Consider the following 23,438-nt stretch of genomic DNA (forward strand, 5'->3'; position numbering starts at 1 on the left):
TGCCTATGCCGAGAGAGCAGCATAAACCGGGAGACCCGCAAAGGCCGCCAGCGCCTTGCGCCCCCATGGCACTGCCTGAGCAGACTAGGCGCCGGCGCCACCACAAACCCAGCCTTCAAAGAGAATGCCAGTCTATATAACGTTGGCTTCAGCCGCGGCGTGCCTGGCGCGGCGCTTGCCTTCGTCCACTTCGAGTCCTTTTCACAACATCCAGCAAGCGGCGTGACAGGCGCAGCCGTCGGCTGCAAGCAGTTGTTAGCCAGTTTCGTCGAGCGCTAGCTCAAGGCGGAGGCGACAGCCTTTGGGTTCTTTGCCGCCACTTTGAGTAACGCCATGGCGGGGCCGTCCGGTGTACGCCGGCCCTGTTCCCAATTGCGTAGAGTTGCGACACTTACGCCGATCATCATAGCAAACTCAACCTGCGACTTACCCAGAGTCAACCGAACATCCTTGATGTCTGCAGGCTTGAAGGCAATGATGCGAGACGGCTTTGATTCACCCCGACGGATTTTACCAGCCTGCTTGACGCTTTCGACGAGATCGTCGAAGTCCCGCTGCTTCATTTGAATTCCTCTCTGACCAAACGACTCAGAATTCGGAGCTGTTCTGGTGTCAGGTCTTCCTGTTCGTTCTTTGCATACGCCAAAAGCATGTAGAATGCTGTTTGCTCTTTGTCCCAGAAGTAGATGATCCGTAGGCCACCGCTCCTACCACGACCGGATCCACCCCAACGAATCTTGCGAAGCCCGCCAGATCCCTGAATGAGGGCGCCTTGCTCTGGCCGAAGTATCAGAGCCATCTGCAAGGTCCGGTAATCCTCATCAGGGACAAGGGCTTTGACCAGCCGGGTGAAGATCGGCGTTTCTACGAATCGCATGGCTCATAGTACGTCATTGGCGTAGCAATGTCAATGGAAATCTTGTGACCGATGCAGGTTATCCGGTCTGGCTAACGGTGGCTTCAGCCGCGACGCGCCTGGCGCGGCGCTTGCCTTCTCCTACCGACGTTTCTTATCCCGTCCGACTGCAAGCGCCGTGACAGGCGCAAAGTCGGCTGCAAGCAGTGTTAGGCAACAAGATCGATCAAGCATAATTCTAAAGCTCATTCATTTCACCAATCACTTCCGCCGACTAGCGATGACCTTGTCATAGCAGACTTCAGGTTCTCGATCAGTAGCCTCAATTCTTTATCGCTTCTCTCTAGAACCTTTTTATATCCTATCATTCCGCGACCATCTTCCATTGGCTTTTCACTTGCTGGGAAAGATGCAACTGAATTTCGAAATAGTGGAAAATGCATTACGAAATCAGAAAAGGTATACCGGTATCGGCCCTCCTTGATTTCGATCGTCAGTGTGTGGTAAATATCCAGATCATTCGTGTTCCAATAGTTCTTTGTAAATCCCTTTGCAATAATGATCCCCTTTTCTGGATCATCTAGTTGGATTACATCATTCGCACTGCGGTAGGCGTTAGCAATCCAAGACTTGGCTCTTGCATAAAGCTCATTTTGGCTCAGAGTATCAATCTCAATAACTTCTTGGTAGCAAAACATTCCCTTCCCATCGGCACTTGTTCTAGTGCTATCCCTAGGGATTTCGGCCAAGCACGACCCAGCATAGAACAGCACGCAAGTTACGATCGTCGTGATTGTCCTCATTTGAGCCTCAAGGTTTGTCATTTAGAATTGTCTCCAGCTAGTTTGCCTAACGTTGGCTTCAGCCGCGGCGCGCCTGGCGCGGCGCTTGCCTTCGTCCACTTCGAGTCCTTTTCGCAACATCAGCAAGCGGCGTGACAGGCGATGCCGTCGGCTGCAAGCAGAGTTAGCAAGCCATTAGCTATTCATTGACTAATCCAAGACCCTCAGCAGCACGAACAAGCGCTTTATCATAAGTCCAGAGCCGACATCCTGTCAATTGAGCTGAAGCAAGGAGATTGATATCGATCCATCCCAGCCCCAACCCAAAAAGCTTTCTTGATTCCATGAACTGGATCGTCTCATCGTATTCAGTAATACGTGCCTGCGGTAATGTAGAAAGGAGACCCAGGATCTCTAGGCGATTGCTGAGGTTACCACATGCAAGCTCAGCAAAAACGAGAGGGTGATGGAGAACCAACCCCGCGTTGAGCAACTGCACAAGTTGATCATTCACTCTACGAAGGTGATCAATCCAAACAGATGTATCGACCAGCGTCATTGAATGGCTTCGGAGCGTCGGCGCGGAATGATCTGAAGATTCTTCTCAGATCCACCAAGCAAGGCAAGTCGACGGGCGCTCTCAAGCGCGATGAGCGCTTCAAGACCCAACCTGATGAGCGAAGTCTTTTCGGAAATGCCGGTGAGCTTCGAGGCCTGGCTTAGAAGCTGGTCGTCGATATTCAGTGTAGTTCTCATGTGCCTCAGTATGCTAATTCAATGCAGATCTTTCAAGCGGAATCATCGTCTTGCCAACTGGACTTCGGCGGACACCGCCCGTAAAAAGGAGAAGGGCCGGCAGGCGCCGGCCCAACTAAGCCAAGTCAGCGAGCGACGCTCGCCGGGGAGAGAGCGGATGATGGTCAGAAGATCATGATGAACAGCACCAGCAGAAGCAGGAAGAGCGGACTGGAAAACAACATGTCCGTGGGCAGGCCCAGGAACTTCCGTCGATTCAAGGCGCGCATCAACTTGCGATCCGCAGTCATGGCGTACTCCATTGTGTTCAGGCTTCAGGGCATGCGCCGGTTGGGGGCCGCGCTCGGGAAGGGTTTGAGCAAGCTGCGGGCCAATCCGTCCGGACTCCCTGACAATTGTGTGAACTCCTTGCCCCTCACACGCAAAAACTGAGTGCCGCCGCCCCCATAAGTTCTGCATTATGAAGCTGCCTGCATGATTTCCGCCGGAGCTGTTCAATTCCCGACAGTGTTCTACCGGGCGGGAACCTTGTCCATCGTCACAAGGGCTTGGCGAGAAGAGGCCGGCGGGGAGGTCAACCCGTGCGGCGGCGTCTCAGGTGGCGGGCCACATGGCGGGGCCATTGGTCGCGCGACCAGGCCTCGGCCTGGCCGAAGGCGGGAAAGGCCTTCTCGCGCCGGCGAAACTCGGCGTGGTGATGGACCAGGCGGGATCCCTCCACCTTGGGCGCCAGCACGGCATGCAGCAGCTCATGGAAGATGAGGTTGTCCAGGACGTGGTCCGGGACGGCCGGATCGCGCAAGGCCAGGTGCAGTTCGATGCGGCGGGCGCGGCTGTCATAGCGGCCCATCACCCGGCGGCTGGCGCTGTCCACCCAGACAATTCCCGGCAACCCGCCCGGCGGCAACCCCAGGGCGCTCCGCTCCTGGACGGCCGCCAGGCGGGCGGGCAGCGCCGGGTCCTCCAGCAGGCCCCGAGGCCTTCGCCCCCGCGGAGACTCCCAACCGGCCCGCAGGCCAGCCAAGCGGATGCGAAGCGCCTCGGGCGGCGGCTGGCGCCGGGCCCGATGCAGCAGAAGCAGTCCCAGGTCGAGGGCGGCCTGCGGATCCCGCTCCAACAGGTCGGCCGCCACCGTGAAGCGCCAGACCGACGGCTTGTCCCGGCTCAAGCGCAGGCTGCCCAAGGTGCTGCGGTTCCGGCGGCTGCGCACCTCCACCTCGGGCGGCAAGAGGGTGCCCAGGTTGCGGTCCTGTTCCCGCAAGCGAAAGGCTATCTCGCTTGTGCTCAACGCATCCGGCCAATCAAGGGCCAATTGGCCGGCCTGGGCGGCCTGTTGTGCTGTCATGGTCATGCACCGAAATGTAAGTTCATGCCAACCGGCATCCTTCGCCGAGGACAGGCGCTCCAACACGAGGGGTCGCCATCCAGGTTCCATTGGGCGGACCCACTCCGGCAACCCGCCACCAGGCTGTGGGAATGAATGGACAGGCCCGGCCGGAAGCAACATGGAAAGGCGGTGTCCGTCCCATGAGCGTGACGCGCGACGAAGTCATGTCCCTGCTCAAGCAGGTCAACTACCCCGGTCTCAACCGGGATCTGGTCTCCTTCGGCATGGTGCAGGATGTGGAGATCCTGCCCGATGGCGTGGATATCCATCTGGCAGTGGCCAGCAAGGATCCCGCCCTCCCCGGGCGGCTGGATGCCGCCGTCCGCGCCGTGCTGGCACCCGTCCTGCCCGGACGTCTCCAGGTCATCACCCGCCTCACCGGCGCTTCTTCCGGCGGCGAGGGCGGCCACGGCCATGCGCACGGCCAGGGCGCACCCGATCCCAACACCCTGCCCAAACTGCTCAGCCAGGTGCGGCACGTCGTCGCCGTCGCCTCGGGCAAGGGCGGGGTGGGCAAGTCCGCCGTCGCCTCCAACCTGGCGGTGGCCCTGGCGGCGGCAGGCTACCGGACGGGTCTGCTCGACGCCGACATCTACGGCCCCAGCATCCAGCTCATCATGGGCAATCTGGAGCGTCCCTTCGTGCAGGACGACAAGATCATCCCGTTGGAGGCGCACGGGGTCCACATGCTCAGCATCGGCCATCTCATCGAAGAGGACGCGGCCATGATCTGGCGCGGTCCCATGGTCATGCAGGCCCTCACCCAGCTCATGCAGGACGTGAGCTGGCCGGAGCTGGATTTCATGGTGGTCGACATGCCGCCCGGCACGGGCGATGCCCAGCTTACCATGGCGCAGCGCGTCAAGCTGTCGGGGGTCGTGGTCGTCACCACGCCGCAGGAAGTGGCGCTGATCGACGCGCGCAAGGCGGTGACCATGTTCCGCAAGGTGGGCGTGCCCATCCTCGGGCTGGTGGAGAACATGAGCTGGTTCCAGTGCCCGGACACCGGCCGGCGCTTCCACATCTTCGGCCAGGGCGGCGGCGTCCGCGAGGCGGAGCGGCAGCAGGTCCCCCTCCTGGCCGAGTTGCCCATCGACATCCGCATCCGGGAGGGTGGGGATCTGGGCCAGCCCATCGTGCTGACGGATCCGGCCTATGCGGAAATATTCGACCAGATGGTGAAGGAGATCTGCCGGCAGCTGGCGTGATCAGCCCATCCCGGCACGATCCTTGCTCCGCCCGGATTGTCCCTGTCGCTCGGTTGACAGCCGAAGGGGGCCTTCCTACTTTGATGGCGCTTGTCCGCAACCTCGGAGGATCCATGCCGCACGTGTCAAAGTTGTTGGCGACCACCTTGTTGCTCTCGGCCGCCGCCCTGGCCCAGCCATCCAGTGGCCTCTTGTCGGGGTTCACCATCCGCTTCCATGGCGGTCTGGACCACATGTCCGGCCTGGAGGACCTCAACAACCACATCAGCGGCATGAACGAGTACTTCGGCCAGAACGGCACCTGGGTGACTGATGCCCAGGGGGAAAACGTCAACTTCGGCAACTGGGCGCCCTATCTGCGGGTGAAGTCCCTGAAAAACCGTCCGGACATGGGCCTGACGGTGGAGCGCACCTGGATCACGTGGCCCCACAGCCGCTTGATGGCGGGCTTGGAGTACACGGCGGGCGCCACGGCCACGTCCAACCTCTTCCGCTTCTCCATCGGCACAGGTTTCACGCCGTCCATCTTCGCCGAGGAACGCGTGGACGTCAGCAACGTGATGGCCACCTGCCGGTACAGCTTGAAGGACCTCAACCTGCCCCTCCACGCCCATGTCGGGCTGGGGCTGGGCCTGGGCAACATCGAGTCGACGGGGACCTACATCCAGAAGAGCAACTCCTTCTTCGAAACCGATCCGCTCTTCAACAAGGAAGTGGTCCAGCACTCCATCGAAGCCGCCTACGACGGGTCCGCGCTGACGGGCCGCCTCTTCCTCGGCACCGAGGTGGAGCTGGGGCCGGTCAGCCTCTTCCTTGACCTGGGTTACAACCACATGAATTTCGACAAGCTGGACGGCGAGACCACCCAGCTCTTCCGCAGCCCCACCGGCGAGATGGTGGAGCTTCCCCTTGTGGGCGAGCCGGACACGCGCTACGAGTTCGCCCCGCTCATCTCCGCCTCGCTGCAGTACCAGCGGGACAACGCCCTGCGCCAGGCCATCGGCCTGCCGCCCTTCTCGGAGCCCCTGGATCTCAATGATCCGGACCTGCAATGGGGCGCCCCCAAGCCGATCTCCTACAACCTGTCGGGCGGCTATGCCCGCTTCTCGATCGGATACCGTTTCTGATCCCCTTGATCGACGAGCATGCAAGCAGGGGGCCGCGGCCCCCTTTTTATTTGGCCAGGAGTCGGTCGGACGCCGCGCCCGGGATCTTCCATCCATCCCGCGCATCCGCCATCTTCTGCGCGTCGCCAGCCATCAACCCACCGGAAAGGCCCCATGCGCAAGCTCTTCCTCATCGACCTGATGTCGGTCTTCTTCAAATCGCACATGGCCATGGAGCGGCATCATCTGACCACCGGGGACGGCTTGGTGGTGAGCGGCATCAACGGCGTGATGTTGACCCTGGCCCGCCTCATCCGCAGCGAGGCGCCCAGCGCGGTGGTGGTCACCACCGACACGCCGGCGCCCACGTTCCGGCACCAGCTCTATCCCGCCTACAAGGCCAACCGGCCGCCCATGCCGGCCGAGATGGCCGCCCAGCTCCCCGTCCTCTTCGATCTGCTGGAACTGGCCGGCCTGCCCGCCATGCGGCTGGAGGGCTGGGAGGCGGACGATCTGCTGGGCACCTGCGCCCAGGAGGCGCGGCGCCAGGGCTGGGAGGTCTTCGTCCTGACCGCGGACAAGGACCTGATGCAGATCGTGCAGCCGGGCATCTTCCTCTTCACGCCGCAGAAGGGGGGCGAAGTCGACCTGGTGGGCGAGGAGCGCGTGCGCGAGAAGTTCGGGGTCGCACCGGGCCAGGTCGTCGACGTGCTGGCCCTGATGGGTGACAGCTCCGACAACGTGCCCGGGGTGCCCGGCGTCGGCATCAAGACGGCGGCCGACCTGGTGGGACGTTTCGGCGACCTGGACGGCGTCTACGCCAACCTGGCGGAGCTGGGCCAGAAGGCCGTGCGCGCCAAGCTGGAGAACAACCGCGACCTGGCCTACCTCTCGAAACGTCTTGTCACCATCGACTGCCAGGTGCCCTGCGCTTTCGACCCCTTGCGCCTGCCGGCGCCGGCCTGGGGTAGCCAGACCTTCCTCAAGCGGCTGGGGGAACTGGGGCTGCGCATGGCCATGCAGCACTTCGCGGCGCTGGAGGGAGGCGGCGCCCCGTCCTTCCCCCCGGCGCCGGCCGTCGGCGACACCGACGCGTCGCCGTCCCCGACGCGCTTGTATCACACGGTCGCCACCCGCGCCGAGGTCGAGGCCTTCGCCACCCGCCTTCTGGCCGAGACGCGGACGGAGCCCTGCGCCTTCGATCTGGAGACGACGGGCCTGGACGCCCACCAGTGTTCCATCGTCGGTTTCTCCTTCTCCTGGCGGGCCGGGGAGGCGTGGTACCTGCCGGCGCGCCTCAAGGACGGTGCGGGAGAGGGTGCCGGCGGTGGATTGTTCGACACGGCGGAGGCGGCGGACGAGCTGGCCTGGGTGCTGGCGCGGCTCCGTCCCTGGTATGAGGCGGCCGACCACCCCAAGCTGGGCCAGAACGCCAAGTATGACCTCAACGTTCTCGCCCAGCATGGCGTGACGGTGCGCGGCGTGGTCTTCGACACCATGCTGGCCTCTTACGTCCTGCGGCCGGCCGGCCGGCGCCACGATCTGGATTCGCTCTCACTCCAGCATCTGGGCCTGGCCAAGATTCCCACCAGCGATCTGATCGGCAGCGGGGCCAAGCAGATCAGCATGGCCGATGTGCCCCTGGAGAAGATCGCCGAGTACGCCTGCGAGGACGCCGATTGCGTGCGGCAGCTGTGGCCCTTGCTGGAGAAGGAGTTGCGCGAGGCGGGGCTGGACGCGCTCTACCGGCGCATCGATCTGCCCATGCTCGCCGTGCTGGCCCGCATGGAGCAGGCGGGCGTCAAGATCGACCGCGTCCAATTGCAGGATCTGTCGAAGGAGCTGGCCGAGCGCATGGTCGTCCTCGAAGCGGAGATCCACGCCCTGGCCGGCGAGGCCTTCAACCTCAATTCACCGCGCCAGCTGGCGGTCATCCTTTATGAGAAGCTGCGCCTCAAGCCAGGCCGCAAGACGGCCAGCGGCTGGTCCACCGACGTGGACGAACTGGAGCGGCTGGCCGCCGAGGACGCCCTGCCGCGCCTCTTGCTTGAGTATCGCCAGCTGGCCAAGCTGAAGGGGACTTACAGCGACGCCCTGCCGCTGATGGTCAATCCGCGCACGGGACGCGTCCACACCAACTTCAACCAGACCATTGCCGCCACGGGCCGCTTGAGCAGCACCGATCCCAACCTGCAGAACATTCCCATTCGGACCGATTGGGGTCGCCGCATCCGCCGGGCCTTCGTGGCGGATGGCCCGGGCCAGATCCTGATCGACGTCGACTACAGCCAGATCGAACTCCGGCTGCTGGCCCACATCAGCGGGGATGCCGAGCTGATCGGCGCCTTCCGCGACGGGGCGGACATCCACGCCCGCACGGCGGCGGGCATCTTCCACGTGGCCGAGTCCGCCGTGGACGCCGACATGCGGCGGCAGGCGAAGGTGGTCAACTTCGGGGTGATCTACGGGATGGGGGCCTTCGCCCTGGCCGGCAACCTGGGCATCTCGCAAGGCGAGGCCAAACGCTTCATCGAGGACTACTTCACCCTCTACCGCGGCGTGAAGGACTGGTCCAGCCGCTTGATCGAGGAGGCCCGCGAGCGGGGATACGTCGAGAACATCTTCGGCCGCCGCCGCTACCTGCCCGACTTGAAGAGCGCCAACCGCCAACTGCGCGAGGGCACGGAGCGGATCGCCGTCAACACGCCCATCCAGGGCAGCGCCGCCGATTTGATCAAGCTGGCCATGCTGAACATCGATGCCCGCCTGGGCGGCGACCTGCGCGGCCTGCGCATGATTTCGCAGGTCCACGACGAGCTGCTCTTCGAGGCCCCGCGCGAGGAGGCGCCGCGCTTCATGGCGGAGATCCGCCGCGAGATGGAGTCGGTTGTACCCCTGCAGGTCCCCCTCGTGGCGGAGCCGGCCATGGGTGCATGCTGGCTGGAGGCGAAGTAGGGCAACCGTCGGGGGCCGGACCGTCCTTGGAGTGAAAAAGCCCGCCGACCCAGGCCGACGGGCCTCCGCCCATGTCCCACGCGTTGCTGAGCGGATCTATTGTCGGAATCTCAGAGCGTCCGGTCCCGTGGAGGGTCCCCCAGGGGAACCCCCGGCGGCCGGCGGGGATCCGCCGGCCGCCGCTTCACATCATCACCACACATCATTCAGGAAGAGGAAGAAGCTCCGCTGATCTGGATGTCGACCTTGCGGGGCAGGGCCTGGTCGGCCTTGGACAGGATGATGCGCAGCACCCCCTTGTCCATGTGGGCGGACACCTTCTCCAGATTGATCTCGTCCGACAGGCGGTAGCGGCGCTCGAAACTGCCGAAGAGGCGGCTGGAATACTCCACCCGATCTCTCTCGCCCAGGGCCTCACGGTTGTGAACACCCTTGATCACCAACTCGTTGCCTTCCACGAGGATTTCCACGTCCTCGCGATCCAGGCCCGGCAGATCCAGGTTCAGCTCCCAGTGGTGCTCGCGCTCGATCACCTCGCCACGGATGAGGTGGCCGATGGAAGGCGTGGCCACGGAGGGCTGCGCGAAGCTGCGGGCAATCTCCCGATGGAGGGAGGCGGGGAGAAGTGTGTTGAAGAACATGGCGAATCTCCTTTCTATGCAATTTTTCCTGTTTCGATTGACTCGATGCTCTGTGCATCGGCGAACGCCAAGGGAATAAGCAAGCCCGATGCCAGTTTTGCATCCGCCTGTTCATCAATAGCTTTCCGCTGAGTCAGGGATGGTCGACGAAGAAATCCGGGGTGGGGATCTGTCAGCGCATGCGATTATGGCAGAAAGACTGTCATGATGTCAGGTGAACTCGCCATTTGTGTCATGATTTGTCAGGAGGCTGCCAGCACAAGCTGCCGCACCCGCGCTTCATCCACCCGGCGCCGGCGCAGGACGCCTGAGCAGGCGTGCAAAGAATAGCCGCGCCCACCCAGGGCCTGCTGGAGGTCGGGGACCATGCCGGGGTGGAGGCGGCCCGCAACCACCAGTTCCATGCGTCCGGCGGCGGCGACCAATGCTTGACGCAGGACCGGCATTCCGTCCAGGGCGGAGCCGCCGCTTTCCCAAACGCAGCCGCTGGTCAGCAGACGGTCCATCCCCAGGTCGATCAGCATTTCCTGGGCTCCCTGCCGATCCTCCACCCCATCGAAGGCGCGATGGCAGGTGACCCGCAGCCCCAGCTCGTGGGCGATGCGCACCAGGGCTGCCATGACCGGACGATCGAGTTCCTTCCCGCGCAGGGCGCCCAGGGCTACGCCGCCCGCCCCCAGCAGGGCGGCATGGGACATCCGGCGCGCCAGGCTCTCCACATCGCGCGGACCCAGCCTGAAGTCCGGCCGCGGACGGAGGAGCACCACCAACTCGGGGCCTCCGTGCAGCAGACCCGCCGCCGCTTCCACCTGCCAGCGGGCGGGAGTCAGTCCCCCGACGGCCAGGCCCGAGCACAGCTCCACTCGCGCCGCGCCGCCTGCCCGGGCGGCAGCCAGGTTGGCCGGCAGGACAGGACGGCTTCCCCCCAGGCAGATCTCCACGGACAGGAGCGGGACCGACATCAGATAGCCGCCACAAGAAAAGCGCCGCGGAGGGCGGCGCCGATTTGGTGCGGATCTGGTGTGAAGGCCTTCATCAATCCAAGGCCGCCAATTCATGCATGACAAATGGTTCGGGATTCAGCGGGCGCCCTTGCCGATGCACTTCATAGTGGAGATGGGCCGACGTGCTGCGGCCGGTGCTGCCCACATCGCCGATGTGGTCGCCGCGACGCACCTGCTGTCCCACCACGACCCGGATGCGCGAGAGGTGCCCGTAAAGGGTCTGCATGCCGTCCCCATGGTCCAGCCGCACCACCAGGCCGAATCCAGCCTCGCGGCCGCGGTCCTGCACCACGCCGTCGGCCGTGGCCAGCACCGGCGTGCCAAGGCGGGCCTGGAAATCCATGCCTTCGTGCATGCGCCAGGCCCCGTTGAAGGGATCCTCGCGGAATCCGAAGCGGCTGCTGATCTCTCCATCGGCCACCGGCACGATGGAGGGCAGCCGCCGCATGCGGTCCACCTGGAGGAAGACCAGCTCCCGGGCCCGGCTGAGTGACGCCTGGAGCAGCCGGGTTTCCCGCTCCAGCTGGGCCAGCTCGCTCTTGGCCTGGAAACTGATGCCCGGCATGGTGGACTCGTAGAGGGCCCCCCCCACGCCCATGCGGCGCACTTCGTCGGGAATGGGTTCAAGCTTGGCCAGCTGGCGGATCTCACGGTCCATGGAATGGAGGGAGTCCACGGACAATCGCAGGTGTTTCACATTGGCAAGAGCTTCTTCCAGGCTGCGATGCAACTGGTCGTTCTCACGCAGGACACGCTCAGCGTTGAAGTCCTGCTGGAAACGGATGCCCAGGAGAATCAGGGCGCCCACCACGGCCAGGCTCAGGACCCGCTGATGCCACGGCGGCGCGGTTGCAACGGCCGGCAGACTGGTGTTGTCAAGCTCTTGATGTGAATCGCGGAATCGGGGTTCTTCCAAACGAATCCTCACATCTTCGTGTATTGGCGGGGGAGAACGTAAGGAAAATTCACGCGCGGTCAAACCACCTCCATCCGCCGTAACGAGGCCGCCGCCTGGCGGCCGGTCGGACGTGGTCTCCGCGCACGGCGTTCCTACTTGCGAATCCCGAGGACAACCCGCCAACGAAGTCCCGCCTTGACCAGGGCTCCCCGTCTCAAAGTCCCTCTCAGGAATCTGTCGGACTTGACCACTTCGCGGTCCTCATCACCCTTGTCGGCCTGGGCCTTCCACAGCTTCCTTGCACATCCACCAAGTTGCGCCGCGAAATCTCCGGGAAACCAACCTCGACATGGACGCGAATCCCATCGAAGGCCCAAGCTCGACAGACTCCCTGCCATCTCCGAGATTTGGATACACTCGGCAAGCCCATCCAAATCGTAGAGTTCAAGGATTCGCACAAATTCGTAGCAACAAAATGGCCCAAGACTTGTTATGTATATCCACTCGGCGCGACCCAATTTTCATCGCTTCATTTGGCCAGATGTGCTCATTGCATCTTGGGTGGGTCGATTCTAACTTCAAGGTTTGCGCAAAATCGCTCATCTGACGATGAAGGAGCTTTCCATCACCATGGAACAGCACAACAACAAGCTACGCTGGATCATTTTCGGCGTCATCCTGGCCCTCGCCCTTTGGAAACTGTATCCGACCATCCGTTTGTCGATGATCGGGGACGACAGACTGAAGGCCATGGATGCCAATGCCCAGGTCGAGCTTCGGCAAAAGGCCATCAAGCGCGGCCTGGACTTGCAGGGCGGCATGCACATGGTCCTCGAAGTGGACCTCGTCGAGTTGGCCAAGGGCTTGGCCCGCACGCCCGATGCCCGCTTCGCGGAGCGCTTGAACCGGGTGGCGGCGAAGCTGGACGCCAGCACGGATTTCTGGCAGATATTCGAACAGGAGTTTTCCGACGTCCAACTGAGCGAATACTACGGGGAGCGCCGACAGTCCAACTCCGAGATTCTTGCGATCCTCAAGCAGCAATCCGTCGATGCCATCGACAACTCCCTGGTCATCCTGCGCAACCGCGTGGACGGCTCGGGACTGCAGGAACCCTCCATCACCAAGCAGGGCCAGCGCCGCATCGTGGTGGAGCTGGCCGGCGTGAGCGATCCCGAGGCGGCCCGCCGCATGATTGGCCGCACGGCCCTCCTCGAGTTCAAGATGGTGGAGGAGGTCACCCGCACCAACCAGGTCCTGGAGGCGGTCAACGGCGCCGTCAAAGGCGAGCTGCCCGTCCTGCCGGACAGCGCCCTGGCCCAGGCCGCACCTGTGGACACGGCTGCGGTGGCGGCCGAAGTCGCCCAGGTCGCGGCGGACGATCCCGACAGCGAGGTCTTCGATCCCCTGGCTGCGCGCACAGAGCAGGAGTCCGCCACCACCCCCGGCAGCCAGGCCAGCACCTTCTTCGAGCTGCTCACGGTCTTCCCGGGCCGCAACAGCGTGCTCGTTGCCGAGGCCAACCGCGAACGCGTTCTGGCCGTGCTTGCACAACCCGCCGTGCAGGCCGTCATCCCGCCCGACAAGCAATTCATCCTGGGCAAGCTGGAGGACCTGGGCGGCCAAAAGTTCTCGGAGTTGTTCCTGGTTCACCGCGAGGCTGAACTGACGGGCAAGGCCCTGGAAAACGCCGGTGTCAACATCAACCAGGGCGGCCAGGGCGTCAACGCCGGCGCCGCCATTGTCGAGATGTCCATGACGAGGGACGGCGCCCGCCGCTTCGCCCGCATCACGGGCGACAACGTGGGCCGGCGCCTGGCCATCGTGCTGGACAACCGCGTCTTCATGGCGCCCAACATCCGCAGCAAGATCCCCAATGGCCGCGCCATCATCGAGGGTCTCGAAAGCATCGAGGAGGCCAAGGAGCTGGCCAACCTCCTCAAGCACGGCGCCCTGCCCTCCACCGTCAAGTCGGTGGAGGAACGCACCGTGGGTCCCAGCCTGGGCAGCGAGAGCCTGCGCCAGGGAGCGTTCTCCGCAGCGCTCGCCTTCCTCTTCACCACCCTTTTCATGCTGGTCTACTACAAGAAGTCCGGCATCAATGCCGTGGCCGCCCTGGTCGCCAACATGATCTTCATGATGGCCGCGCTGGCGGGCTTCCACGCCACCTTGACCCTGCCCGGCATCGCCGGCATCGTGCTCACCATCGGCATGGCGGTGGACGCCAACATCCTCATCCTGGAGCGCATCCGGGAGGAGCTGAAGCGCGGACGGACCGTGCGCGCCGCCGTGGACGCGGGTTACTCCAATGCCCTGTCCGCCATCGTGGACTCCAACGTCACCACCCTGATTGCCGGCGTGGTGCTCTACCAGTTCGGATCGGGACCCATCCGCGGCTTCGCCTTGACCCTCATGATCGGCATCGCGGCGAACCTGTACACGGCCATCTTCCTGACCCGTCTGCTCTTCGATCGCTTCACCAATTACGACCGCGCCACGCGGCTGAGCATCTGAGGTTGCGCCATGCTTGAGTTCTTCTCGACGCCCAACATCGATTTCGTCGGCAAGCGCAAGATCTGGATCACGATCTCGCTGATCCTGCTGGTGATCAGCCTGCTGCTGGCCATCTTCCGCGGCTACAACAAGACGATCGATTTCACCGGCGGTCTGGAGCTGCAATACCGCTTCAACGGCCCCATGACGGAGGGACAGCTGCGCGGCGCCCTGTCCGCGGGCGGCCTGGAGGCGGAGGTGACCACCCTGCGCTCGGAGGATCTGGCCCACCCCGACTGGATGGTCAAGCTGCAGACGGCGGATGCGGAAACCGTGCGCTCCCTGGTCGACGCCGCCTTCGCCAGCGCCTTTCCCGGCAACGCCTTCGAGCTGCGTTCCATGCACAACATCGGGCCGCGGGTGGGCAAGGAGCTGACCCGGGCGGCCATCTGGTCCACCATCTGGGTCTCCATCCTGCTTGTCATCTACGTCAGCGTGCGTTTCGAGTTCATCTATTCAGTGGGCGCCATCGTGGCCACGCTGCACGACGTCTTCGTCGTCCTGCTCTTCTTCAGCCTCTTCGGCCTCCAATTCAGCTTGGCCGTGCTGGCCGCCATCCTCACCCTGGTGGGCTACTCCATCAACGACACGATCGTCGTCTACGACCGCATCCGGGAACAAGTGAAGAAGCAGCGGGGAGCGCCCTACACCAAGGTGGTCAACGACGCCATCAACCAGACCTTGAGCCGCACCGTGCTGACAGGAGCCACCACCATCATCTCGGTGGTCATCCTCATCTTTTTCGGCGGCCAGACCTTGACGACGATGGCGGTGGCCCTGCTCATCGGAGTCCTCACCGGCACCTACTCGTCCGTGTTCATCGCAGCCCCCATCCTGATCGAATGGCATGACCGGCGCGCCGCCAAGCTGGCCCTGAGCAAATGAGCGCCCCCCGGACGGCGGCGCGTCCGGGCCCGGGAGATCCGCATCCATCTGGGCTCCGGTTGCCGCCGGAGCCTTTTTCTTCGAGGAAGGCATGCCCGTCACCGTCTTGATCGGCGCCCAGTGGGGCGATGAGGGCAAGGGCAAGATCATCGACGCCCTGGCGCCCGGCCTGCAGATGGTGGTCCGCTACCAGGGCGGTCCCAACGCCGGCCACACGGTGATCGCCGATGGCCGGCGCATCGTCCTGCATCAGGTCCCCACCGGCATCCTCCACACCAGCGTGTCCTGCCTGATCAGCCCCGGCGTCCTGCTCGACCCCTGGGAGTTGCTGGACGAGCTGGCCATGCTGGCCGCTCAGGGCGTGGACCTGGACCGCCTGCGCGTCTCACCCTCCTGCCACCTCATCATGCCCTGGCACCGCCGCCTGGACCGGGCCCGCGAGGCGGCCCTGGACTCCACGGGCGGCGCCATCGGCACCACCGGGCGCGGCATGGGTCCCTGCGCCATGGACAAGGCCGGCCGCCGGGGCGTGCGCCTGGGGGACCTGCTGGATCCGGCCCGTCGCGGCCAGGTGGCCGCCGGCCTGGAGCGCGCCAACGCCGAGTTGGCGACCCTCGGCGCCGAGCCGCTGCCCCGCGCCGAAGTGGATGCAGCCTGCGCCCAGGCCGCCCTGGGATTGGCTCCCTTCGTGGCGGACACCCAGGTCCTTCTGCACGAGGTCCTGCAACGAGGCGGCCGGGTGCTGATGGAAGGCGCCCAGGGCGCCATGCTGGATCTGGACTGGGGGACCTACCCCTATGTCACATCCACCCATCCTTCGGCGGGCGGGGCCTGCACGGGCGGCGGCGTGCCCCTGCGCCAGATCGACCAGGTGATCGGCATCTGCAAAGTCTACGCCACCCGCGTGGGCAACGGCCCCTTTCCCACCGAGTTCCCCCCCGGCCCCTTCGCCGACGCCTTCCGCACCCAGGCCGGCGAGTTCGGCGCCACCACCGGACGTCCCCGCCGCTGCGGCTGGTTCGACGCGGTGGCCGCCCGCTACGCCTGCCGCCTCAACGGGTTCACGGAGCTGGCCCTGACCAAGCTGGACGTGCTGGACGGTCAGGAGGAGGTGCGCGCCGCGGTGGCTTATGAGCTGGAGGGCCGGCGCCACGACGAGATGCCGGAGGATCTGCGCCGCCTCGAATCCGGCGTCACGCCGGTGTGGCAAGGTTTTCCTGGCTGGACGGACAGCGCCGCAGCCGGCGCTTGGGACGAGCTGCCCTCCCCGGCACGACGCTACTTGGCCTGGCTGGAGGAGGATCTGGCCACTCCCATCGGCTGGGTCTCCAACGGTCCCGACCGCCGCCAGCTGATCCGTCGACCCGGCGCCTGAGCCGTTCCAGGGAACCCACATGTTCTGGATCTACACGGGCTTCATCGTCTTCGTCGTCGCCATGCTGGTGCTGGACCTGGGCGTCTTCCACCGGAAGGCCCATGTCATTTCCGTGCGTGAGGCCCTGGGCTGGGCCGCCTTCTGGATCAGTCTCGCCCTCAGCTTCACCGTGTTCATCTACTTCGCCTACGACCACCACTGGCAGGGTCTGGGCACCACCATCGACCCGGTGGACGGCCTGCTCAACACGGGCCATCTGGCCAGCATCAAGTACATCACCGGCTACTTGATCGAAGAGTCCCTCAGCATGGACAACCTCTTCGTCATCGCCTTGATCCTGGGCTTCTTCGCCGTGCCCGCCGTCCTCCAGCACCGCGTCCTCTTCTGGGGCATCCTGGCCGCCATGGTGTTGCGCGGCCTGATGATCGCCATCGGAGCCGGTCTGGTGGCACGCTTCCACTGGATCCTCTACCTCTTCGGCGCCTTCCTCGTCTTCACCGGCATCAAGATGCTCCTTGCCAAGGACGAGGAGACGGACCTCGAGTCCAACATCCTGGTGCGCACCGCCCGCCGCTTCTTCCCGGTGAGCACGCGCTTCTACGGTCAGCACTTCATGGTGCGGGCCGGCTCCCCCGAGGCGGCGCTGCCGGTCTGCGGTGGCGCGGACCCGGTGATGGCGGCGGCCAAAACGGGGGCCTTGGTCCTCACGCCCCTGGCCCTGGCCCTCATCGTGGTGGAGGCGGCGGACGTGGTCTTCGCCGTGGACTCCATCCCGGCCATCTTCGCCATCACGGCCGATCCCTTCCTCGTCTTCACCAGCAACATCTTCGCCATCCTGGGGCTGCGCAGCCTCTTCTTCGCCCTGGCCGGCATGCTGCGCACCTTCCGTTACCTGAGAGTCTCGCTCTCCCTCGTCCTTACCTTGGTGGGCGTCAAGATGCTGGCCGCCCACTGGCTGCGGGATCTGCTGGGCAGCCACTTCAATCTCTATCTTCTGGGCGCCGTCCTGCTCATCCTGGCGGGCGGCGTGATCGCCTCGCTGCTGGTGCGACAGCCGGCCGGCGACGAATCCTGATCCACGGGGCCGCTTGGCGCCCTGCCCCCGTCCAGGCTGGAGATCTTGGAGCATGTCATGACAACATGTCGCGTCGCCCGCATGGCCGGATCGTGGTACCCGGACCAGCCCACCGCGCTGGCCTCGCTCCTGGATGAGCTGCGCCCCGCGGCGCGGCCCACCTCCTCCCGCCCCGCACCGAGTGCCAGGTTGGCCGGCCTGCTCGCTCCCCATGCCGGTTACCATTACAGCGGGCACACCGCCGCAGCGGCCTATGCCGCCCTGGATGAGTGGCGGCCGGCCCGGGTGGTGGTGCTGGCCCCCTCCCACCGCGAAGCCTTCTCCGGCGCCTGCGCCTGGAGTCCGGTGGCGGGGCGGGCCGCGCCCGGCAACTGGCGCACGCCACTGGGTGAGATCCCGGTGGACGACGCTTTCCTGGAGCGTCTGGGCCACGCCTTGCCCCGCCTGAGGTACGGCCAGGCCGGCCACGGGGAGGAGCACAGCCTGGAACTGCAGCTGCCCTTCCTCCAGCAGGCGCTGGGAGCCTTCCGCTTGGCGCCCATCGTCCTGGGCGAGCAGAGCGCGGACACCGTGCTGCACCTGTCCGCGGCGCTGAGCGAGGTGCTGCGCGACGAGCACGCGGCCTGCCCCACCCTGCTCGTCGCCTCCTCCGATCTCAGCCACTTCCATCCTTTGGACCATGCGACGCGCCTGGACAGCCGCTTCCTCGACCTCTTCGCGGCGGGGGACGAGCACGAGCTGCTGGGGGAACTGGCGGCGGGCTCCTGCGAAGCCTGCGGCGGTGGACCGGCCGCCGCGCTGCTCTCCTGCTGCCGGCACCTGATGAAGCGTCCCATTGTGGAGATCCTGGACTACCGCACCAGCGCCGAGGCGGGAGGCGACGAGAGCCGCGTGGTGGGTTACGGCGCCGCCCTGGTGCGGGATGGCGATGATGTCTGAGCGCACCCGCCACTTCCGCCTGGGCCTCCTCGGCGTGGGCGCCGCCGCACGCGGCGTGCTGCCCGCCCTGCAGGGCACGGGGCTGGTCGACCTCGCCTTCGCCGCCGATCCCGCCCATGCCGGCGAGACCCTGGCGGGACAGACCGTGCGCGACGAGGCCCCCGAACCGCTGGGAGCGGACCTTCTGCTCCTGGCCGTGCGCGAGGCGCAGCTGCCCGGGCTGGTGGACCGCCTGGCCCGCCGCTTGGAGCGGGAGAACCTGCCCGGCCGCATCGTCCTGCAGGTGAGCGCCTCCGCGCCATTGGCCGGATTGGAGCCCCTCAGCCGGGCGGGCGTCCTGGCGGGCCTGCTCCATCCCCTCCAGACCTTCCCGCCCGGCGTTCCGCCGCCGGAGCAGATCCCCTTCTGGGCGCTGGGCGGCGACGCGGCCCTGCGCCAGGAGCTGGCGCCTCTGCTGGGGAGGCTGGCCGACGAATGGCTTTGGCTGGAGCCACAGGATCAGCTTCCCTATCATCTTAGCGCCGTGCTGGCCTGCAACTTCCTGCCGGCGATGGCTTCCCTCTGCCGCCGCCTGTGGCCGGGAGATCCCGCCCAGGCCTGGCGGGCGCTGCAGCCCATCGTGGGACAGACCCTGCGCAACCTGGCGGCGGGACCACCGGAGCTGGCGGTGAGCGGCCCCGCCACCCGGGGCGACCAGGTGACGATGGAGCGGCACCTGGCCTGGCTGGCCGACCATCATCCCGCGCTGGTGACGGTCTATGAGCAGCTCAGCGGCGAGATCCTGTCCCTGCGGACCGACCGCATGAACGCAGCTTTGTTGGACGTGGCAAAGGAGGAATGAACTGGACCCTGGCACGCTCCTTTCAACCAAGCATCGAGGAGAATCGCCATGTCACGACGAGTGTTGTGGGCGGACGACGAGATCGACCTGCTGCGGCCGCACATTCTCATCCTGGAGCGGCAGGGCTACGAGGTGGCGGGCGTCACCAACGGCATGGACGCCCTGGAACGGGTCCGCCAGGAGCGCTGGGATCTCGTCCTCCTGGACGAGATGATGCCGGGCATGACCGGGCTGGACACGCTGAAAGAGATCAAGAAGCTGGACGCGGCACTGCCCTGCGTCATGGTCACCAAGAGCGAATCCGAATCCCTCATGGACCAGGCCATCGGCCGCCAGATCGACGATTACCTGACCAAGCCGGTCAATCCCAGCCAGATCATCGCCGTCTGCAAGCGGATCATCGACCGTCAGCGTCTCACCGGCCGCAACTTGAGCGAGAGCTACATGCAAGGCCTCGCCGGCATCGGCCGGACGCTGGCCCTGGGGGCGGGCTGGCGGGAATTCCAGGACTTCCATCAGCAACTCTGCGCCTGGGACCTGGAGCTGGACGAGCGCCCCGAGCTGGGCTTCGGCCAGACCCTCCTCGACCAGCGGCGGGAATGCAACCGCGAGTTCTCCCGGCTGGTGGAGCGCGAATACCTGGACTGGATCAACGGCTCCGGCGGCCCCATGATGAGTCCCTCCGTCGTCAAGCAGGTGGTGGTGCCCCTGCTGCGCGAAGAGCGCCCCGTCCTCTTCTGCGTGATCGACTGCATGCGGATGGACCATTGGATGGTGCTGGAGAAAACCCTGCGCGAGAAATTCCGCGTGCGCCGGGAGGTGCAGGTCTCCATCCTGCCCAGCGCCACGCCCTATGCGCGGAACGCCATTTTCGCCGGCATGTACCCGGCGGACATCGCCAAGACCCATGCCGAGTTCTGGGAGCGCAACATGGACGACGAGGGCAACACCAACCGCCACGAGCGGCAGTTCCTCGACCACCAACTGCGCCTCAACGGACTGGAGTTCAAGCCCGCCCACAAGTACATCAAGGTCATCGACCTGGCCGAGGCGGGCGACACGTTGAAAAAGGTGGACAACCTCTTCAACCACCGCTTCGTCAGCATGGTGTGGAACTTCGTGGACATCCTGGCCCACAGCCGCAACCAGAACGACATCGTGCGGGAGATGGTGCCGGACGAGGCTGCCTACCGCAGCGTCGTCTCCGCCTGGTTCCGCCACAGCGCCCTCAACCAGATCCTCGAGGCTTTCCGCGAGAAGGGCTACACCATCGTCATCACCAGCGACCACGGCTCGGTGCGCGTCCAGCGTGGCGCCCGCATCTACAGCGACCGCGACGCCACCCGCGGCGTGCGTTGGAAGCTGGGCCGCAACCTGCGACTGGAGGACGACCGCAGCGGCATTTTCGTGGACAAGCCGGAGAAATGGCGGCTGCCCCACGGCAAGATCAGCGAGACGATGGCCTTCGCCACCGAGGATCACATGTTCCTCTACGGCAACAACTACAACCAGTACCTGGCCCAGTTCAAGGACAGCTTCCAGCACGGCGGCATTTCCATGGAGGAGATGATCCTGCCCGTTGCGGTGTTGGAGCCGCGATGAGGATCCGCCCTGGATCCCCGCCACGCGGGATGGTGCTGGAGCCGCGCTGATGGATCTGCCGCTTCCAACGGGCGGACGGCTCTCGCCGCCAATACTCCTGCCGGACCTGGCCGCCACGCGGGCGGCGGGCGCCCTCCTGGCTCGAGGCCTGTCGGGCGGCGAGCTGATCCTGCTCGAGGGGCCGCTGGGGGCCGGCAAGACGAGCTTGGTCCAGGGGCTGGCCGCGGAGCTGGACGTGAGCGGCGACGTGACCAGCCCCACCTTCGCCCTATGCAATCGTCTGGCCGGCAGGCTGGAGCTGCACCACTACGACCTCTACCGCATGGACACCCTGGACCGCCTCCGCCGCATCGGCTTCGAGGAGAGCTTGGAGAGCGGGGCGGTGGTGCTGGTGGAGTGGCCCGCCCTGGCCTTGCCCCTGCTGCGGGGTGAAGTCCTGCTCGTCCGCCTCGACCACGCCGGCGAGGTGCGCCAGCTACGCTGGGGCCGGCTGCCCATCGGGGCGTTGGCGGCCCAGGAATTCTGTCCGCCCACTTGAGCCTGGCATTCGTGGGCAACGGGCAGGTCGTCCATCGCCCCTGTCTGCAGCCACGATAGTGTGCAGATTGGACTTCTCCTTGCTATCCATTGCATCTTCTGATAGCTTGTCGAGGAATTATCAGGCTGAGCCCCACTTTATTCGTAGTCTGCACCGGCACAACTTGTTCAACAACAGATCTTCGACCTGACCGGGCCGTGGTCCTGGCCGGACGGGGAGCTTCAGACGAGGCTCCACAGGAGCACGAGCCACACGATTCAACGAAAGGTGCGCGAAATGATCCGTCGAACCATTTTCCATCCACTGGTGCATGCGTTGCTGCTCTTGGCCATCCTGTTGGCCGGTTGCGAGGAAGTCACCAATGTGTACGAGACTTATCCGAACAATGGACGCGTCATTGGCAACGTCAGTGGCCGCGTCCTGGACAGCATCCTGAACACGGCCATCGCCGGCGCCATCATCTCCTATGCCGACAATGGCCGCACTTTGACCACAACCACCAATGCCACCGGCTATTACGCCATCACCGGGCTTGACCCCGGCACCTATTCCCTGACCATCACCGCCGGCGCCACTTTTGCCACGGTAAGCACCCTGGTTGTCATTCCGGACTTGGATGAGATCGGCATCGTGGACATCCCCACGGAGGAGGACTTCAACTTCAACATCAACCGCGATGTCATGATGTATGGCTTCCACAGCGGCATCCAGGGCACGGCCTACAAGCGGATCGATGCCAGCACCATCGTGCCGGCGGCGGGCCTGCTCGTGCGTGCCAGCTTCATCGCCTTCAACCTGACTCCTTCCTACTACGAGACCATGACCGACGCCAATGGCGCATTCTCCTTCACCGACCTTCCATCCACCGCTTCCGCCAACGTCTTCACCTACTCCTTCACCAGCGATGGATACGTCTTTGGCGGGTGGCAGGGAAACGTGAATCTGTTCCCCAATCACACCTCACAAATGAACAACATCATTCTGGCCCTGGTGCAGGATGAGCCCTTCATTGTGTCGAACAACCTGGGCGGCGGGCAGTTTGGCATCAACAACGCCATCGTCCTCACCTTCAACAAGGCCATGCGTCCGGACCAGTTCACGGCGACCCTGCAGGGGAACAGCCTGGTTGAGCTGAATACGCCCGTGTGGAGCCAGGGCAATCGCACCGTGACCATCACGCCCAACGAGCCGCTTCGGTTGGAGCAGCAGTACCTCTTGAACCTGGCGGGCATGGCCACCGACAACAGCGCCTATGGCGAAGTCATCCAGTTCCGCACCCAGGACGGGATTTTCATCAGGTCCTCCAGCCTGCAGATGTACGACGGCTTCTATGCGATTGGCGCCAATGACGCCATCGTCATCCGCTATTCCGAGGCGATCAACGTGGCCGACAGCCGGAATGTCTACCGCGTGAACGGGGCGGATGTCCCGGTCAGCTTCTCCAACGGCGACCGGAACATCACGATCAGCGCGCCCGCCGGCGGCTATCCGGGGGCCCAGATCAACCTCTTCGTCACGGTCTATTCCACGCTGGCGCCTTACGACAACGACGTGCTCAACCGGACGGTCGTCATCAGCCAATAGCTTGCACGGCGGGTCGGCCCGCGCTTGGCAATCGAATCTCGGAGAAGGCCCTCGCCACGGCGGGGGCCTTCCTCTTCTGCCGGGTCGGCCGCATCAGCCGGCCTTGGCCATGTGCTGGCCGGCATGGGAGTTCAGTTCCGCCAGGCGTTGCACCCGCTCCTGGGTCTCCTCCACGATGGCGTGCACTTGGCGCGACATCTCGGCGACAGCACTGGCCTGCTCCTGGGTGGCGCCGGCGATGGCGCTTTGGGAGTCGCCCACGCTCTGGGTGATGCCCATGAAGGCGCCGATCATCTGCTCGACACGATCCGTGTCCTGGGCGATGGTCTGCGCCTCCTTCGAGATGCGCTGGGTGGCTTCGCCCGTCACGCGCGCCAGCTCTTTCACCTCGTTGGCCACCACAGAAAAGCCGCGCCCCAGGTCGCCCGCCCGGGCCGCCTCGATGGTGGCGTT

24 protein-coding genes are annotated in these 23,438 nt (G+C 64.8%); 13 read left to right on the forward strand and 11 right to left on the reverse strand.

Annotation, left to right across the window (positions count from 1 at the left end):
* Nucleotides 1–279, forward strand: a 279-nt coding sequence (locus Q8O14_00055; protein ID MDP2359134.1) for a hypothetical protein, incomplete at its 5' end; no start/stop codon positions are given.
* On the opposite strand, the gene nadS is transcribed toward Q8O14_00055, so the two are convergent.
* The 7 genes from nadS to Q8O14_00090 all read right to left on the reverse strand — a co-directional run bounded on the left by nadS (nt 276) and on the right by Q8O14_00090 (nt 3,739).
* Nucleotides 276–563, reverse strand: a complete 288-nt coding sequence (nadS, locus tag Q8O14_00060) for a NadS family protein (protein ID MDP2359135.1) — start codon at nt 561–563, stop codon at nt 276–278. The genes Q8O14_00055 and nadS overlap by 4 nt on opposite strands.
* Nucleotides 560–877 carry a type II toxin-antitoxin system RelE/ParE family toxin gene (locus tag Q8O14_00065; protein MDP2359136.1) on the reverse strand — a complete coding sequence of 106 codons (318 nt, stop codon included), beginning with the start codon at nt 875–877 and terminating at the stop codon, nt 560–562. Before Q8O14_00065 ends, nadS begins: the two co-directional genes overlap by 4 nt.
* Nucleotides 878–1,110: 233 nt before the next feature.
* Nucleotides 1,111–1,554 carry a DUF4468 domain-containing protein gene (locus Q8O14_00070; protein MDP2359137.1) on the reverse strand — a complete coding sequence of 148 codons (444 nt, stop codon included), beginning with the start codon at nt 1,552–1,554 and terminating at the stop codon, nt 1,111–1,113.
* 283 nt (nt 1,555–1,837) lie between these two features.
* On the reverse strand, nt 1,838–2,197 hold the full coding sequence (locus Q8O14_00075; protein MDP2359138.1) for a type II toxin-antitoxin system VapC family toxin: 360 nt from the start codon (nt 2,195–2,197) through the stop codon (nt 1,838–1,840).
* The gene (locus Q8O14_00080; protein ID MDP2359139.1) at nt 2,194–2,394 is read right to left on the reverse strand and encodes a type II toxin-antitoxin system VapB family antitoxin; all 201 of its coding nucleotides are present in this window, start codon (nt 2,392–2,394) and stop codon (nt 2,194–2,196) included. Before Q8O14_00080 ends, Q8O14_00075 begins: the two co-directional genes overlap by 4 nt.
* A gap of 164 nt (nt 2,395–2,558) precedes the next feature.
* Entirely contained in the window at nt 2,559–2,684 is a 126-nt protein-coding gene (locus Q8O14_00085) for a hypothetical protein (protein MDP2359140.1), read from the reverse strand.
* 284 nt (nt 2,685–2,968) lie between these two features.
* Nucleotides 2,969–3,739, reverse strand: a complete 771-nt coding sequence (locus Q8O14_00090) for a hypothetical protein (protein ID MDP2359141.1) — start codon at nt 3,737–3,739, stop codon at nt 2,969–2,971.
* A gap of 182 nt (nt 3,740–3,921) precedes the next feature.
* Here Q8O14_00090 and Q8O14_00095 point away from each other — a divergent pair, with 182 nt between their 5' ends.
* The 3 genes from Q8O14_00095 to polA all read left to right on the forward strand — a co-directional run bounded on the left by Q8O14_00095 (nt 3,922) and on the right by polA (nt 9,050).
* Nucleotides 3,922–4,989, forward strand: a complete 1,068-nt coding sequence (locus tag Q8O14_00095; GenBank protein ID MDP2359142.1) for an Mrp/NBP35 family ATP-binding protein — start codon at nt 3,922–3,924, stop codon at nt 4,987–4,989.
* A 113-nt stretch (nt 4,990–5,102) separates the two neighbouring features.
* A complete protein-coding gene (locus tag Q8O14_00100) occupies nt 5,103–6,116 on the forward strand; it encodes a hypothetical protein (GenBank protein MDP2359143.1) in 1,014 nt (337 codons plus the stop codon).
* Nucleotides 6,117–6,269: 153 nt separating this feature from the next.
* Nucleotides 6,270–9,050 (forward strand): DNA polymerase I, encoded by a 2,781-nt coding sequence (gene polA / locus Q8O14_00105; GenBank protein MDP2359144.1) that lies wholly within the window; start codon nt 6,270–6,272, stop codon nt 9,048–9,050.
* A 206-nt stretch (nt 9,051–9,256) separates the two neighbouring features.
* On the opposite strand, the gene Q8O14_00110 is transcribed toward polA, so the two are convergent.
* The 3 genes from Q8O14_00110 to Q8O14_00120 form a co-directional block, all read right to left on the reverse strand.
* Nucleotides 9,257–9,691 (reverse strand): Hsp20/alpha crystallin family protein, encoded by a 435-nt coding sequence (locus tag Q8O14_00110; protein MDP2359145.1) that lies wholly within the window; start codon nt 9,689–9,691, stop codon nt 9,257–9,259.
* Nucleotides 9,692–9,933: 242 nt separating this feature from the next.
* On the reverse strand, nt 9,934–10,653 hold the full coding sequence (locus tag Q8O14_00115) for a copper homeostasis protein CutC (protein ID MDP2359146.1): 720 nt from the start codon (nt 10,651–10,653) through the stop codon (nt 9,934–9,936).
* 73 nt (nt 10,654–10,726) lie between these two features.
* The gene (locus Q8O14_00120) at nt 10,727–11,506 is read right to left on the reverse strand and encodes a M23 family metallopeptidase (protein MDP2359147.1); all 780 of its coding nucleotides are present in this window, start codon (nt 11,504–11,506) and stop codon (nt 10,727–10,729) included.
* A gap of 717 nt (nt 11,507–12,223) precedes the next feature.
* Here Q8O14_00120 and secD point away from each other — a divergent pair.
* The 9 genes from secD to Q8O14_00165 all read left to right on the forward strand — a co-directional run bounded on the left by secD (nt 12,224) and on the right by Q8O14_00165 (nt 22,985).
* Nucleotides 12,224–14,107 carry a protein translocase subunit SecD gene (gene secD, locus Q8O14_00125; protein MDP2359148.1) on the forward strand — a complete coding sequence of 628 codons (1,884 nt, stop codon included), beginning with the start codon at nt 12,224–12,226 and terminating at the stop codon, nt 14,105–14,107.
* A gap of 9 nt (nt 14,108–14,116) precedes the next feature.
* Nucleotides 14,117–15,031, forward strand: a complete 915-nt coding sequence (gene secF, locus Q8O14_00130) for a protein translocase subunit SecF (GenBank protein ID MDP2359149.1) — start codon at nt 14,117–14,119, stop codon at nt 15,029–15,031.
* A 91-nt stretch (nt 15,032–15,122) separates the two neighbouring features.
* A complete protein-coding gene (locus tag Q8O14_00135; protein MDP2359150.1) occupies nt 15,123–16,406 on the forward strand; it encodes an adenylosuccinate synthase in 1,284 nt (427 codons plus the stop codon).
* Nucleotides 16,407–16,425: 19 nt separating this feature from the next.
* Entirely contained in the window at nt 16,426–17,481 is a 1,056-nt protein-coding gene (locus tag Q8O14_00140) for a TerC family protein (protein ID MDP2359151.1), read from the forward strand.
* A gap of 57 nt (nt 17,482–17,538) precedes the next feature.
* The gene (gene amrB, locus Q8O14_00145) at nt 17,539–18,420 is read left to right on the forward strand and encodes an AmmeMemoRadiSam system protein B (GenBank protein ID MDP2359152.1); all 882 of its coding nucleotides are present in this window, start codon (nt 17,539–17,541) and stop codon (nt 18,418–18,420) included.
* Nucleotides 18,410–19,261 (forward strand): DUF2520 domain-containing protein, encoded by an 852-nt coding sequence (locus tag Q8O14_00150; protein MDP2359153.1) that lies wholly within the window; start codon nt 18,410–18,412, stop codon nt 19,259–19,261. Before amrB ends, Q8O14_00150 begins: the two co-directional genes overlap by 11 nt.
* 48 nt (nt 19,262–19,309) lie before the next feature.
* Nucleotides 19,310–20,863 (forward strand): response regulator, encoded by a 1,554-nt coding sequence (locus Q8O14_00155; protein MDP2359154.1) that lies wholly within the window; start codon nt 19,310–19,312, stop codon nt 20,861–20,863.
* A gap of 49 nt (nt 20,864–20,912) precedes the next feature.
* Nucleotides 20,913–21,401: a tRNA (adenosine(37)-N6)-threonylcarbamoyltransferase complex ATPase subunit type 1 TsaE gene (gene tsaE, locus Q8O14_00160; protein ID MDP2359155.1), complete on the forward strand. Its 489-nt coding sequence runs from the start codon at nt 20,913–20,915 to the stop codon at nt 21,399–21,401.
* Between the two features lie 276 nt (nt 21,402–21,677).
* On the forward strand, nt 21,678–22,985 hold the full coding sequence (locus Q8O14_00165; GenBank protein ID MDP2359156.1) for a carboxypeptidase regulatory-like domain-containing protein: 1,308 nt from the start codon (nt 21,678–21,680) through the stop codon (nt 22,983–22,985).
* A 93-nt stretch (nt 22,986–23,078) separates the two neighbouring features.
* Here Q8O14_00165 and Q8O14_00170 read toward each other — a convergent pair.
* Nucleotides 23,079–23,438, reverse strand: a 360-nt coding sequence (locus tag Q8O14_00170; GenBank protein ID MDP2359157.1) for a methyl-accepting chemotaxis protein, incomplete at its 5' end; no start/stop codon positions are given.

Source organism: bacterium (assembly GCA_030685015.1).
In the GTDB taxonomy this organism is placed as follows: Bacteria; CAIWAD01; CAIWAD01; order CAIWAD01; family CAIWAD01; genus CAIWAD01.